General features: G+C 62.0%; 14 protein-coding genes. 6 read left to right on the top strand and 8 right to left on the bottom strand.

Annotated features, from left to right (window positions below; genetic code table 11):
- Positions 1 to 133: 133 nt before the first annotated feature.
- From G4D79_RS05505 to G4D79_RS05495, 3 genes are read left to right on the top strand one after another with little or no spacing between them, the layout of a single operon-like run.
- Positions 134 to 604 (top strand): Lrp/AsnC family transcriptional regulator, encoded by a 471-nt coding sequence (locus G4D79_RS05505; RefSeq protein WP_037130242.1) that lies wholly within the window; start codon positions 134 to 136, stop codon positions 602 to 604.
- A 46-nt stretch (positions 605 to 650) separates the two neighbouring features.
- Positions 651 to 1,475 carry a DUF692 domain-containing protein gene (locus G4D79_RS05500; protein WP_064688074.1) on the top strand — a complete coding sequence of 275 codons (825 nt, stop codon included), beginning with the start codon at positions 651 to 653 and terminating at the stop codon, positions 1,473 to 1,475.
- Entirely contained in the window at positions 1,472 to 1,798 is a 327-nt protein-coding gene (locus G4D79_RS05495; protein WP_030537467.1) for a hypothetical protein, read from the top strand. Before G4D79_RS05500 ends, G4D79_RS05495 begins: the two co-directional genes overlap by 4 nt.
- On the opposite strand, the gene G4D79_RS05490 is transcribed toward G4D79_RS05495, so the two are convergent.
- The 8 genes from G4D79_RS05490 to G4D79_RS05455 form a co-directional block, all read right to left on the bottom strand.
- Entirely contained in the window at positions 1,787 to 2,581 is a 795-nt protein-coding gene (locus tag G4D79_RS05490) for a family 1 encapsulin nanocompartment shell protein (RefSeq protein WP_003942478.1), read from the bottom strand. The genes G4D79_RS05495 and G4D79_RS05490 overlap by 12 nt on opposite strands.
- The gene (locus tag G4D79_RS05485) at positions 2,578 to 3,636 is read right to left on the bottom strand and encodes a Dyp-type peroxidase (protein WP_042447536.1); all 1,059 of its coding nucleotides are present in this window, start codon (positions 3,634 to 3,636) and stop codon (positions 2,578 to 2,580) included. The genes G4D79_RS05490 and G4D79_RS05485 overlap by 4 nt, the downstream gene beginning before the upstream one ends.
- 68 nt (positions 3,637 to 3,704) lie before the next feature.
- Positions 3,705 to 4,661, bottom strand: coding sequence for an SMP-30/gluconolactonase/LRE family protein (locus G4D79_RS05480; RefSeq protein ID WP_099696900.1), 957 nt, complete (start codon positions 4,659 to 4,661; stop codon positions 3,705 to 3,707).
- Between the two features lie 33 nt (positions 4,662 to 4,694).
- Positions 4,695 to 5,651 carry an alpha/beta fold hydrolase gene (locus G4D79_RS05475; protein ID WP_099696899.1) on the bottom strand — a complete coding sequence of 319 codons (957 nt, stop codon included), beginning with the start codon at positions 5,649 to 5,651 and terminating at the stop codon, positions 4,695 to 4,697.
- 1 nt (position 5,652) lies between these two features.
- Positions 5,653 to 6,027, bottom strand: coding sequence for a nuclear transport factor 2 family protein (locus tag G4D79_RS05470; RefSeq protein ID WP_003942502.1), 375 nt, complete (start codon positions 6,025 to 6,027; stop codon positions 5,653 to 5,655).
- Between the two features lie 65 nt (positions 6,028 to 6,092).
- Entirely contained in the window at positions 6,093 to 6,773 is a 681-nt protein-coding gene (locus tag G4D79_RS05465) for a hypothetical protein (RefSeq protein WP_047272650.1), read from the bottom strand.
- 54 nt (positions 6,774 to 6,827) lie between these two features.
- The gene (locus tag G4D79_RS05460) at positions 6,828 to 8,258 is read right to left on the bottom strand and encodes an APC family permease (RefSeq protein WP_047272651.1); all 1,431 of its coding nucleotides are present in this window, start codon (positions 8,256 to 8,258) and stop codon (positions 6,828 to 6,830) included.
- 98 nt (positions 8,259 to 8,356) lie between these two features.
- Positions 8,357 to 9,079: a FadR/GntR family transcriptional regulator gene (locus G4D79_RS05455; RefSeq protein WP_021332595.1), complete on the bottom strand. Its 723-nt coding sequence runs from the start codon at positions 9,077 to 9,079 to the stop codon at positions 8,357 to 8,359.
- Positions 9,080 to 9,265: 186 nt separating this feature from the next.
- Here G4D79_RS05455 and G4D79_RS05450 point away from each other — a divergent pair, with 186 nt between their 5' ends.
- From G4D79_RS05450 to G4D79_RS05440, 3 genes are read left to right on the top strand one after another with little or no spacing between them, the layout of a single operon-like run.
- Positions 9,266 to 10,072, top strand: coding sequence for a gamma-glutamyl-gamma-aminobutyrate hydrolase family protein (locus tag G4D79_RS05450; protein WP_230691795.1), 807 nt, complete (start codon positions 9,266 to 9,268; stop codon positions 10,070 to 10,072).
- On the top strand, positions 10,056 to 10,829 hold the full coding sequence (locus G4D79_RS05445; RefSeq protein ID WP_021332597.1) for an SDR family NAD(P)-dependent oxidoreductase: 774 nt from the start codon (positions 10,056 to 10,058) through the stop codon (positions 10,827 to 10,829). Before G4D79_RS05450 ends, G4D79_RS05445 begins: the two co-directional genes overlap by 17 nt.
- On the top strand, positions 10,826 to 12,202 hold the full coding sequence (locus G4D79_RS05440) for a glutamine synthetase family protein (RefSeq protein WP_099696898.1): 1,377 nt from the start codon (positions 10,826 to 10,828) through the stop codon (positions 12,200 to 12,202). The genes G4D79_RS05445 and G4D79_RS05440 overlap by 4 nt, the downstream gene beginning before the upstream one ends.
- The last annotated feature ends 10 nt before the right edge of the window (positions 12,203 to 12,212 follow it).

Raw genomic sequence — 12,212 nt, 5'->3', positions numbered from 1 at the left:
TGTCCATCAGTATTCGCACTTCGGCGACGTAATGGCAGCAAGCGTCGAGGATTCAAGACAAACGGCCTATCATGAGGATTCGGGCAGCAATATGTCCATCAACCGACTCGACTACCGAACCAGGAATGGACAGATGGCCACCGAACCGCACGCTCTCGATGCGATCGACCGCCGCATCATCGCCGAACTGACCGCAGACAGTCGCATCTCCATGCGTGCACTGGCCGAGAAGGCGCACATATCCCGCGCTCACGCCTACGTCCGCATCGAAAGGCTCGAGGACGCCGGAATCATCACCGGATTCACGACGCGGATCGCCCATGAGAAGGCCGGACTCGGCTCCTCGGCGTACGTGGCACTCTCGATCCGGCAGCACTCGTGGCGAGGTCTGGCGGCGTCCTTGAAGGCCCTGCCGTTTGTCGAGCACTTCTCCCTCCTCGGCGGCGACTTCGACGTTCTGGTGCTGGTCCGTGCCCCGGACAACCAGGAACTACGCCACACCGTTCTCGAAGAACTCCAGGGACTCGACGGGGTTCTCTCGACCAAAACGTGGCTGATCTTCGAAGAAGGCAACGGTCCGGGACCCAACTGGCTGCCCGCCTGATCCGTCTATAGTCGCCGTTAGCAGTTGCACACGGGAGGTGATTCGAATGACCCTGTACGGCCTGGGAATCGGTTGGCGCCCCGAGGTCTCCGGAATCATCGCGCAGCTCGACGGCCTGGCATTCTGCGAAGTCATTGCCGAATCCATCGGAAACGAGATACCGCCGCACCTCGGCTCGCTGGGAGTTCCGGTGATTCCGCACGGAATCTCGCTCTCCCTTGGCGGGGCCGAGGCGGTAGATCAGGCACGGCTCGATCACCTTGCGCATGCAGCTCAGCTACTGGGCGCTCCCTTGGCGAGCGAGCACATCGCATTCGTGCGTGCAGGCGGCATCGAGGCCGGGCACCTGCTCCCACTTCCGCGCACCTACGAAGCCGTCGACGCCCTGGTACGCAACATCACCCGGACTCAGGACGGTCTACCGGTGCCGTTCGCCGTCGAAAACGTTGCCGCCCTGTTCGACTGGCCGGACGACGAGTTGACCGAAGGGGAGTTTCTCGCGGAGATCGTCGAGCGCACCGGAGCCCTGCTGGTTCTCGACATCGCGAACGTCTACGCCAACGCTCTCAATCGCGGGCGTGATCCCTGGACCGAGCTGAGCCGGCTGCCACTCGAACGAATCGCCTACTGCCACATCGCCGGTGGCAGTCTCAGCGACGGAAAATACCACGACACGCACACCGACCCGGTGCCCGAAGCCGTGCTGGAACTCCTTGCGCAGTTCACCGCCGCCGGTCACCATCCCGCGATCATGCTCGAGCGCGACGGAAACTATCCGCCGGCACTGGAATTGCTCGACGAGCTCGATGCCATCGCCGACGCAGCTGGTCTGGATCGCATCACCGCGGGCACCGACTGGTCACGCACATGAGCACGCTCGGTGAGCGTCAAGAGGCGCTGATTCGCGCACTGGTGGCGGGTGGCGAACTGCCCGAAGGCTTCGACAAAGACGAAGCCGCCGTTGTCTCGGCGGCACTGCTCCGAAAGCGCGCAGGAGAAGTGGCGCACCACCTTCCGGTCGTGCGCCACACCCTCGGCGATCGTTATCTTCAGTTGTTCACAGCGTGGGCGGGCGGACGGCCGAAGACGTCTTCGCGTTCGGATGCCCAGGCCTTTGTCGCCCATCTCCAGGACATCGGCGAACTGCCTCGCCCGCCCTGGTATCAGAGGTTTCGAAAGCTCTCACGCAAGTGAGACAACAGCTTCGCTGGTGTACATGAGGAACGTCATCGATTCCTGGAAGTACAGCTCGACGGAGTTCGCATCGTGCGAGAGATAGCCGATGGACAGGTCCTGGCCCAGATGCAGTTCGTAGTCACCGCCACGCGTCGACAGCAGGAAAGCGCCGTCGATGGCCGGGGCCCAGATGATCTCGCCGTCGAGGACGCGTCGCAGGTGCTCGCGGATGGGGTAGCCGTGATCGGAGGTCTCGTTGATCGCGGTGAACGCATCTGCATTCAAGAGCAGTGAGTACGGTCCGTTGACACCGGCCAAGCGCAGCGACGTGATCGCCTGGCTGATGGCTTCCGGGTAGTCCTTGGCGTCGATGGGTAGCTTCAGTTCCGGGTTGGAACCGCTGGCCCGCACGCCGGTGATGCTGGCTGCGGGGTATCCCTCGAAGATGGCGCGGTCCTCGGCGAACGCGATCTGCTTGGCCGCGTCCTTGACGGGCTGCCAGTCGGAGTCCTTGGCGCCGCGTTCGACGTCGTCGATGGCCTGACGGCTGACGGTGAACGGGACCCGCAGTTCGATGATCGGCTGGGACTGACGAGCATGTGCGATGACGCCGTCGGCCAAGGGATTGATCGGCACCTGATGCCCGAGTGGGATGGCCGCGAGATCGTCACCCGACGGTCCCTCCACATCCACGACACGACGACCGGCGACGTGACGCTTGAAGGTACGGCTCGCCTCTTCTTCGATCTCGGCCCAGGCTGCTGCCGAAATGGGTGCTAGGTCGCGGTGCAGGTTTGTCATTGCTGGGCACTCCTTTTGAGGCTGCCGATTCCGAGAGAACCGTCAGAGATGGGCGCTGTGAACGTCGCTTCGGGAACGAGCCTGGTCGGTAAGTCCGGGGGATCGTCGAGAAAGTCCGCCGTCGGAACGAAGAAATTGATTCCGGTGACGGCGGTGGAGAAATCGAGAATGCGGTCGTAATTGCCGACGGGATTCCCGATGAACATGTTGGTGAGCATCTGCTCGGTGACCGTCGGCGACGCCGAGTAACCGATGAAATAGGTACCCATCTCAGCGGAGCCGACGTGGCCGAACGGCATGTTGTCGCGCAGAATCTGGATCTGCTCACCGGATTCGTCTTCGATGACGGTGAGTGCGGTGTGGGAGTTGGCCGGCTTGGTGTCGTCGTCCATCTCGAGATCTTCGAGCTTGGAGCGTCCGATGACGTTCTCCTGCTCCTCGACGGGCAGGGAGTTCCACTCCGACATGTCGTGGAGGTACTTCTGGACGATGACGTAACTGCTGCCTGCGAAATCCGGATCCTCGTCACCGACGGTGACCGCGACGTAAGCGGCCTGCCCGGACGGGTTCTCGGTACCGTCGACAAAACCCATGAGGTCGCGTTGCTCGAAATACTTGAACCCGTGGACCTCGTCGATCACCGACGCGGCCCCGGCCAACCTGTTGGTCACGACCGTGGCGAACTCGAAGCACAGGTCCATCTGACGGGCCCGGATGTGAAACAACAGATCGCCCGGCGTGCGCGGGGCGTGGTGTTTGTCACCGGTCAACTCGACGAACGGATGCAATTCCGCCGGCCGTGGACCGTCGAAAAGTCGGTCCCACGCATCCGAACCGATGCCGACGACGGCAGCCAAGCCACCGGCGGGAACCCGGAATCCGATCGAGCGTTGCAGCCCGGAAATATCCGCCAGAACGTCGTGAACTGCCTGCTCACCACCCTCGTCGATGGTGAAAACCAGGAAGATCGCAGCTTCCGTGAGCGGGGTCAGCAACGGCTGCGGTATCGCGGGAAGGGCCACTTCGGCCTCGTCGATCTCACTCGTTTCCGCCATGCAGACCAGTATGGACGATTCCGGCAGTCCCGGCATCAGTAGTGGGTAAGTCGCGTCAGGGTGTCGCGTCAGGGGGTTGCGGCCTGGGCGCCCGCGTCGAAGCCGGCCGGAATCTCGAAGATCTTTCCGTCGAACCCAGCGCGGTAGAGATGCCCGGCCGCGAATCCGGAATTGCCACGCCCGTAGGTCAACACACTCGACGCCTGCAGTCCGCTGGTGAGCGAGCAGTACTGGCCAGGTCCGTCGATCCGCCACACCTCACCACTGATGTCCGTGGGAACAATTGCGCGATCTCGCGAATCCAAGGTCAAACCATCTGGGGCAGAGAAGGTTTCGAGACCACCGAGATCGACCAACGACTCCGAATAAACCGGATTGTCCACGGAGATGCGGCTGACACCCGGGTTTGCGAACGTGCGCGAAACGTAGAGCCAGCGATTATCGGCGCTCAGGGCAGCGCCGTTTGCACTCGGGAAGGTTGCCCACGCCGGGTCGACGGAACCATTCGGGCTGACCTTTCCGATCAGCGAACCGAAATCGTTGGTGGCGTAGATCGTCCCGTCGTGCGCGACAGCAAGGCCGTTTGCAGCGCTCAGACCACCGGCTATCGGCGTCACGGCGCCCGAGTTCACGTCCACCCGCGCGACCGACGCAGCACGCGTCAGATCGCCGATCAGCACGCCGGCGTTTGCTCCGGTACCCACCAGCAGTGAACCGTCCGTGCTCCACGCGAGTGCGCCCGCACCGCCGGGAACCGTCGCGATCGGAACTGCGGCCTGACCAGGCCCGTCGACGCGGAAGATCCGCCCACTCACCAGGTCGGTCGTATACAGGCGCCCTTGCCCGTCCACCGTGACACCCTCGAGGGCAGCACCCGGAATCTGGGCGCTGAGTATGGCGGGTGACGATCCAGGGCAAGGCGGAGCGGCGGCGGCACCGGACACGCCCAGAGCCAGAAGCGAACCGGCAACAAGAGCACCGGTGATACCTACCCGAATACCGCGATCGAAGATCCTGGTGCGCATCTGCGCAACGCTAGACCTTCGGCCCGATTTCGCCTAGAGCGACCGAAGGAAAGAGATCAAAAGTTCATTGACCTCGGCAGCGTGTTCTTGTTGTACGAAGTGCCCCGCACCGCCGAGGAGATGTACACCCCGCAGGTCGGGGACGGTGTCCTTCATTCGGTCCAATGCCTTGGGACCGCTCATCGCGATGACCGGGTCTTCCGCGCCCGCAACGAAGAGCGTCGGGACCTCGATGTGCGCTCCGTCCAGATCCGCGCTGCGTTCCCAATTGGCGTCATACGCTCGGTACCAGTTCAAGCCACCGGTGAAACCTGTTGCAGTAAAGGCCTTTACATAGACATTCAAATCATCCTCGGTGAGCCACGACCACGGCAACGCCGGCGCCTCGGGAAGTACGTCGAGATAGCCGTTTCCTTCGGAGGGGTTCTTCCACACATCGAGGTACCGGTAAGCCCCGGACAAGGCGTGGAAGAGCCGCTGAAGGAATTCACGTGGACGGGCGTCGAGTTCGCGCTCCGCAACACCCGGTTCCTGAAAATAGTGAATGTGCAGAAAGTGCTTGCGCGCCAAGGCGGCGTAGATGGCCGAGGGCTTGGCCGGGAATCTGTCCGGCGCATAGGGAACCGCCAAGGAGACCAGTCCCGCAACGCGATCGGGGTGACGAAGCGCTGTCGTCCACGCGACCGGAGCGCCGAAATCGTGTCCGACGAACACCGCTTTGTCGATTCCGAGAGCGTCGAGTAGGTCGATCAGCCGGTTCGCGACGGCGTCGTTGGTGTAGTCCTCGATCGCGTCGGGGCGGGTAGTGCCGCCGTAACCGGGCATGTCGAGTGCAATCGACCGAAAACCCGCTTCCGCCAACGCTGCCGACTGATGGCGAAAGCTGTATCCGAGGCCGGGAAAGCCGTGGCACATGACCACAGCTGTCCCGGAACCGGAATCGTCTATCTGCCAACAGAATCCGTCGACGTCGATCGTCTTGACCGTCATGTCAGGCGGTGATCATGTCTTCCTGGTTCCAGAATGCGCGCATCGACAGGATCTTTCCGTCGTCGTCGAAGGTCATGACGTCGATGGGTGCGATGGTCAGGGTCTGCTCGCCGAGCTTGGTGATCAGCGAGAAGTGGAATGCCGCTTCGTTTCCGGCGATGCGGAGGGTCTGAAGGTGAGCTTCCTGGTCGAAGTTCTCGATCACGGAGTAGAACTCGAGAATGGACTCGCGGGTGGTGCGCACGTCGGTACCAACCGGGTCTTCAACCGTTGCACCCTCTGCGTACAGGGCCACAACCTGGGCAGCAGTGCCCGTCGCAACGGTCTCGATGTAGGCGTCGACGGTCTTCCGGATTACCTCTGCGGACGGTGCCATGGTCTACCCCTCGTAGTTAGAACAGGTTCTAATTCTGAGGATAACCTACGACTCTGTTCCACGGGTCAGCTTTCGAGCACCTTGCGCAGGCGAGCCTTCTTCCGGTTCTCCCGCACGATCCAGACGACATCGGTGTCGTCCGACGCCCCCAGGGAGACGAATGCCGGCAGGGCATTCTCCGGATCCGCCGCAACCGCGACACTCCAGCAGTATCCGAGCGCCTGCCGGAGAGTCCGTGTGTCGGCCTCGCGACGAGAATCAGCTGGTTGCGAGACGATCCACTCGGTAGCGTCTCGGCACACCTGAACGGCCAGCGCAGCGTTGGTCTTGTCCTTCAGCAACCGTGGCTCGCAGATCCCCGCAGCCGCTGCGCGCAGCGTCAATGGATGGGCGGACCGCGACCACTGCTCGATGATCGCCCGCAATAATTGCGGATCCGTGTCACCTATCGCCTGAACGGCCATCGCGGCAGCTTCACGTGCGCGCCACGACGCACAGGTGGTTGCCTCCGTCAGACTGTTCAGAACAGCCTTGTCGCGTGAACGAACAAGGATGAATCCGAGCCCGACGATCCCACAGCAGCGGATGTATTCGTCCTCGGACTCCGCCGCCAGCAGGATGTCGTCGTCATCGGCGCCGCGCGCGAACTCGAGCATGAGCCCAAGGTTCGCGCGCGGGCCGGGCAATCCTGAACGCTCCGTCAGGTAACTCCACAGTTCGTCACCGTCCAGATCCGCGAACGTCATGGGAGTCCTGCTTTCTCGAGTGCGGGTGCACCCATCATTTCACCGAAAGCCCTCTCACGACGGGAGTTCGAAGCTCACTTGCTTCCGTCGTCGCGCATAGAGGAATCCACCGACAAACGCGAGCACCAGCACCCCGGTCATCACCACGGCCAGAATGTTGCCGCCCAGTAGGAGCGGAAGGTTTCCGGCAATGGCGATCGCGAATCCGATCAGCCCGACAAGGCCCAAGCTCGGGGCAAGTTTGGTGTGCCAGAATCGCTGATCGACCTTCGTACGATGAAAGAAGACGAGCACCGCAAGGCACGTGAGCAACATGAGAGCCACGATCCCCACCGTTGCAACGCCGGCGAACCACGCGAAGATCTGTGTCACCGGATCCAGACCGATGACGATGCAAACTCCGAGAAGTACCAGAGCACAGCAGGATTGCACCACTGACGCGATGTGCGGCGAACCATGCACGCGGTGCGTCCGCCCACCTGCGCCCGGCAGAACGCCGGTGTTCGACAGAACGAAGATGTATCTGGCCAAGACATTGTGGAGAGACAGAACTGCGGCAAAGAGACTGGACACCAACAGAATTTGAATCAGGTGTGCTGTCACCGTTCCGGCAAAGTCGGTGGCAGTGGTGATCAGCATGCCGTCGGGGTCAGTACCCGCAATGTCCACTGCACCCTTGTCGCCCCAGGCTGTCACAACCGCCCAACTGGAGAGAGCGTAGAAGCCGCCGATGAGTATCAAGGCGGCGTATGTCGCTCGCGGGATAGTCCGCGCGGGATCCTTCGCTTCGTCACGGAAGATCGCCGTCGACTCGAACCCGATGTAACCGGCAAGCGCGAATACCAATGCGACGCCGGGGGATCCGGAGAATATTTCCGACGGAGAGAACATTGCTGTCGACGGGCCTTCCGGACCACCGTCGGCGACGATGAAAGCGTCGAGTACGACTACGATCCCGACCTCTGCGATCAACAGGATGCCGAGCACCTTGCCCGACAATTCGATATGACGAAATCCGAGGACGGCTACCAGAGCCAACGAGGCGAGCGAGAAGATCCACCACGGCACCTCCGGACCACCGTAGGAGGTGATCAACGAACTCATTGCCGGGCCGAGGTAGCCGTATACGGCCAATTGCACTGTGCTGTAACTGACGAGGGCCAACATCGCACTGCCGACGCCGGCACCACGGCCGAGACCATGTCCGATGTAGAGATAGAACGCTCCGGTTCCCGGGATGTAACGCGACATCGCGGTGAACCCGACGGCGAAGAGCAGAAGTACACCGGTTGTCACGGCGAAGGTCATGGGGAAGCCCGCACCGTTGCCACCGGAAATACCCAGCGGCACAAGACCACTGATCACAGTCAGGGGAGCAGCTGCGGCAACGACCATGAGGACTATCGAGCCGGTACCCAGCGAGCCTCGAAGAGTTCGGTCATCGCCGGATGCATCACGTGAAGCATTGACGGAAGTATGGGTCATACGGGCGATGTTAAAACCATTGAAGTCGATTCGGGACCCAATTCACAAAACTTTTACTTGCGAAAAACGGGACGAACCGTCCGTTCGTCGCGCTCCCGTCAGCCTTCTTCCTGCAGCGCCAAGCGTTTGAGCTCGTCTTTTGCGTGCAGAATGTGACGTTCCATTGCCTCCGCCGCGCGAGCGCTGTCGCCCCGCTTGATCGCCTCGAAGATTTCCTTGTGCTCCACCCTCGAAGCCTCGACCTGGTCTTCGAACACGAGATGATCGACGGGGACAAACATTTCGCCGCGAGCCTCGACCACAGCGGCCTCCAACCTGCTGTTTCCCGCCGCTCTGGCGATACCGCCGTGGAACCTGGCGTCACAAGCCCGGAACGATCCCCGACTTCCGGAAACCCCCAATTGCTCAATGGATTCGAGCAACTCGAGAAGATGACGATCGGTTCGCCGGACCGCCGCGAGGCTTGCCGTGCGCATTTCCAACCCGATACGGAGGTCGACGATCTCGTCGATGTCTGCTTCTCGCGCTTTCAACTGGCCAACCCAGTCTTCATAAGGCCTGGTCAACTCCGAAACGAACGATCCACCCGTGGCTCCTCGCCGCACCTCGATGTATCCCATCGCCTGAAGGATTCGGACCGCTTCTCGCACACTGACTCGACCGACTTCGAGTTGCTGAGACAGTTCACGCTCGGATGGCAGGCGATCACCGGGGCTGAGCGCGCCGCTGTGAATGAGCAGTCGCAAGCGTCGAGCGATATCCTCCCCCAACGTCGGTGCACTGACCATGAATTCGATGGCCGGCAGCTTGTCGATCTGCACGTCTCGTACCCCCTACTCGGTGCCTGGACCGACACTTACGCTTCGTCTTGACCTACGAAATCGAACGCTCTCATTCGCAACTGTCCTTGAATAGATACAGCAGCGCGCGGCACTTCGAACCCGTTACCCCAACTTTACAAGCCAAACTCTAGCGAAAAGCCATTCAATGGTTCTATGCTCGCTCCTATGACCCAATTCACGATGACGGCGGAGGCACTCCCCGCCATGCCCCTGATCGGAGTCACCGGCCGCGTCGACCGCGGCGGGCCGTCACTACCCAACGTCGTCGGCGACGCGTTGATGGAAATGTTCTTCACCGATTTTCCCTCGAAAATCCGCGCTGCCGGTGGTCAACCGATCCTGCTGAGCATCCACAGTGATCCGCGCCGAATCGTCGAGCATCTCGATGCCCTCGTCCTCAGCGGTGGTTCCGACGTGGACCCCAGGCGATACGGCCGCACCCCCGGACCAAACTCCTCGATGATCGACCCCGCTCGGGACGAATTCGAGTTCGCCCTGGTCGATGCAGCCTGGGAAATCGGACTGCCGATCCTGGGTGTATGTCGAGGACACCAGGTCGTCAACGTCGCCCGCGGGGGCACTCTGATTGCCGACCTTCCGACCGACGCCGGTGAGGCACACAGCTTCTTCGGTTATCCGCGTTCGTACCGACCGCAACAGGTCGCTCTGGAATCCGGTTCCGTCCCACACAGTCTGTTCGGCAACAGCATTCACGTGAACAGCCTTCACCACCAAGCCGTGGACACCCCGGGGAGCGGGCTTCGGATCGTCGGACGCGCGCTCGACGGCGTCGCCGAAGCCATCCAGGCCGCCGATCGCCCCGTGGTGGGCGTGCAGTGGCACCCCGAATTCTTCGTCGAAATCGACCCGCTCTTCTCGTGGCTCGTCGACGCTGCAACCTCCCGTCGGACCAATTCTTCTCACCAGATCGATCATCACAGAATGGAAGACAACAATGTCACGTACGCATGAGAACAAGGTTGCCCTGATCACCGGTGCAGGCTCCGGAATCGGCCGCGGCATCGCGCTGCGCCTCGCCTCCGACGGTGCCCGCGTCGCGGTCGTGGACCTTCACATCGAAAGTGCAAAGGAGACCGTCGCACTTATCGAATCGCAGTACGGCACACCCGCGCTCGCCCTTGAGGCCGATGTGCGCGACCGCGCCGCCGTGAGCGCCGCTTTCGAAGCCACCGTCGCCGAATGGGGACGCTTCGACTACCTCGTCAACAACGCCGGCCTGATCACGATGAGTTCTCTCGAGAACCTCACCGACGAAGAGTGGGACCTCGTCCTCGACGTCAATCTCAAGGGCATGTTCATCGTCACGCAGATCGCCACCCCGTACTTCCGCGACGGCAACAGCGGCGCTGTGGTGAACTTGTCGACGGTGGAAGCGGACGTGGTCGTGTCCTCCCAGGGCTTCGCACAGGTCCACTACAACGCGTCGAAGGGTGGAGTGAAGATGCTGACGAAGGCTCTGGCCGTCGAACTCTCGCGGTACAACGTACGAGTCAACGCGATCGCCCCCGGGCCGGTCCCCACCGCCTTCCTGCCTGGCATCGACGTCTCCTCCGGCGAAGTTCTCGACTTCATGAAGTCCAGGCTCCTGGTGCCGCGCGTCGGCCGCCCCGAGGACATGGGTGCTGCAGTCTCCTTCCTGCTCTCCGACGACGCCTCCTACATCAGTGGAGTCCAGCTGCCCGTCGACGGCGGATGGCTTGCCCGATGAAAGGCCGGCTCACCACGGCCGAGCTCGCCGAGTCCGACATCGACACCGTCCTCATCGCCGGTATCGACCTCTACGGACGGTTGATCGGCAAACGAGTCCCGACGCGAATTTTCCTCGCGAACATCGACGAGGGTCTGCATGTGTGCACCTGTGTGTATGCCTGGGATGCCAGCCAACGCATGGACAAACTCGTTGTCGACTACGCCGGCGGACACACCGGCTGGCATGACTTCCGCCTGCAACCTGACCTGGGAACACTGCGACGCGCGTCGTGGCTCGAGTCCACTGCCATCGTCATCGCTGACTCGGTCGACGAACATACCGGCGAGATGGTCCCGATCGCACCGCGCACGATCCTGCGCAAACAGATCGACAAGCTCGAAGCTGACGGCCACACCGTCTACGCGGCAACGGAACTCGAGTTCCACCTCTACCGAGGTACCCCCGACGCATTGCGGCGCAGCGGCTATCGGGATCTCGAACCCACCACCCTGGTGCCCTCGGATTACACCATCACCGCCGGCAACGCGATGGAACCTTTCTTCCGCAAGGTACGAACCGCGTTGGAGGAGAGCGCGATTCCCGTGGAGGTCTCTCAGGTCGAATACGGCCTGGGCCAGTGGGAGATCAACCTCGAATACGGAACCGCCCTCGAGATGGCCGACCGCCATGTGCTATTCAAGCAGGTCGTCCACGACGTCGCTGCGGCAGAAGGGCTCACTGCTACCTTCATGGCACGTCCGAGCACCGACGGCATGGGCTCGTCGTGTCATATTCACGCGTCCATGCGGAGCGACGACACCTTCCCATTCCACGACGAAAGCGCAGAAAACACCGCGAGCGCCGAACTGCTGCACGCCGTCGGCGGAGTTCTCGAGCACTGCCCGGAACTCATGCTGTTCTACACGCCGACCATCAACTCGATGCGCCGCACCAGAGCCAGCCACGATTTCTCGGGGAACGGCTTGACCTGGGGTTTCGACAACAGGACTACCACCTGCCGACTCATCACCGGTGCACCGTCCGCCAACCGTCTCGAAATGAGACTGCCAGGGGCGGACGCAAATCCGTATCTCGCACTCGCCGCCGTTCTGGCGTCGATGAACGACGGTCTGACACGAAAGCTCGATCCCGGCGCACCGGTACGACGCGACGGGTACAGCGACACAGACACACTCGAGAAGGTGAAGCAACAACCGCTGCCCGGCACACTGGACGAAGCGGCGCGTGCGCTCGAGGCCAGTGAGTTCGCACTCGCGGCGTTCGGCGCCGACGTCGTATCGCACTATGCGGCGGTCGCCAAGGACGAATGGGATTCCTTCATGTCCGCGGTCACCGACTGGGAACGCGAACGCTACCTCGACAACATCTGACCTACAAACG

Origin of the sequence: Rhodococcus sp. WY5 (assembly GCF_018588185.1) — a bacterium.
GTDB lineage: Bacteria > Actinomycetota > Actinomycetes > Mycobacteriales > Mycobacteriaceae > Rhodococcus_F > Rhodococcus_F qingshengii.
This window is presented reverse-complemented; position numbering and strand designations above follow the sequence as displayed.

Bases quoted from the DNA above. Each gene is read 5' to 3' on its own strand.
- G4D79_RS05505 (WP_037130242.1), top strand. From the start codon at position 134: ATGGCCACCGAACCGCACGCTCTCGATGCGATCGACCGCCGCATCATC.
- G4D79_RS05500 (WP_064688074.1), top strand. From the start codon at position 651: ATGACCCTGTACGGCCTGGGAATCGGTTGGCGCCCCGAGGTCTCCGGA.
- G4D79_RS05495 (WP_030537467.1), top strand. From the start codon at position 1,472: ATGAGCACGCTCGGTGAGCGTCAAGAGGCGCTGATTCGCGCACTGGTG.
- G4D79_RS05490 (WP_003942478.1), bottom strand. From the start codon at position 2,581: ATGACAAACCTGCACCGCGACCTAGCACCCATTTCGGCAGCAGCCTGG.
- G4D79_RS05485 (WP_042447536.1), bottom strand. From the start codon at position 3,636: ATGGCGGAAACGAGTGAGATCGACGAGGCCGAAGTGGCCCTTCCCGCG.
- G4D79_RS05480 (WP_099696900.1), bottom strand. From the start codon at position 4,661: ATGCGCACCAGGATCTTCGATCGCGGTATTCGGGTAGGTATCACCGGT.
- G4D79_RS05475 (WP_099696899.1), bottom strand. From the start codon at position 5,651: ATGACGGTCAAGACGATCGACGTCGACGGATTCTGTTGGCAGATAGAC.
- G4D79_RS05470 (WP_003942502.1), bottom strand. From the start codon at position 6,027: ATGGCACCGTCCGCAGAGGTAATCCGGAAGACCGTCGACGCCTACATC.
- G4D79_RS05465 (WP_047272650.1), bottom strand. From the start codon at position 6,773: ATGACGTTCGCGGATCTGGACGGTGACGAACTGTGGAGTTACCTGACG.
- G4D79_RS05460 (WP_047272651.1), bottom strand. From the start codon at position 8,258: ATGACCCATACTTCCGTCAATGCTTCACGTGATGCATCCGGCGATGAC.
- G4D79_RS05450 (WP_230691795.1), top strand. From the start codon at position 9,266: ATGACCCAATTCACGATGACGGCGGAGGCACTCCCCGCCATGCCCCTG.
- G4D79_RS05445 (WP_021332597.1), top strand. From the start codon at position 10,056: ATGTCACGTACGCATGAGAACAAGGTTGCCCTGATCACCGGTGCAGGC.
- G4D79_RS05440 (WP_099696898.1), top strand. From the start codon at position 10,826: ATGAAAGGCCGGCTCACCACGGCCGAGCTCGCCGAGTCCGACATCGAC.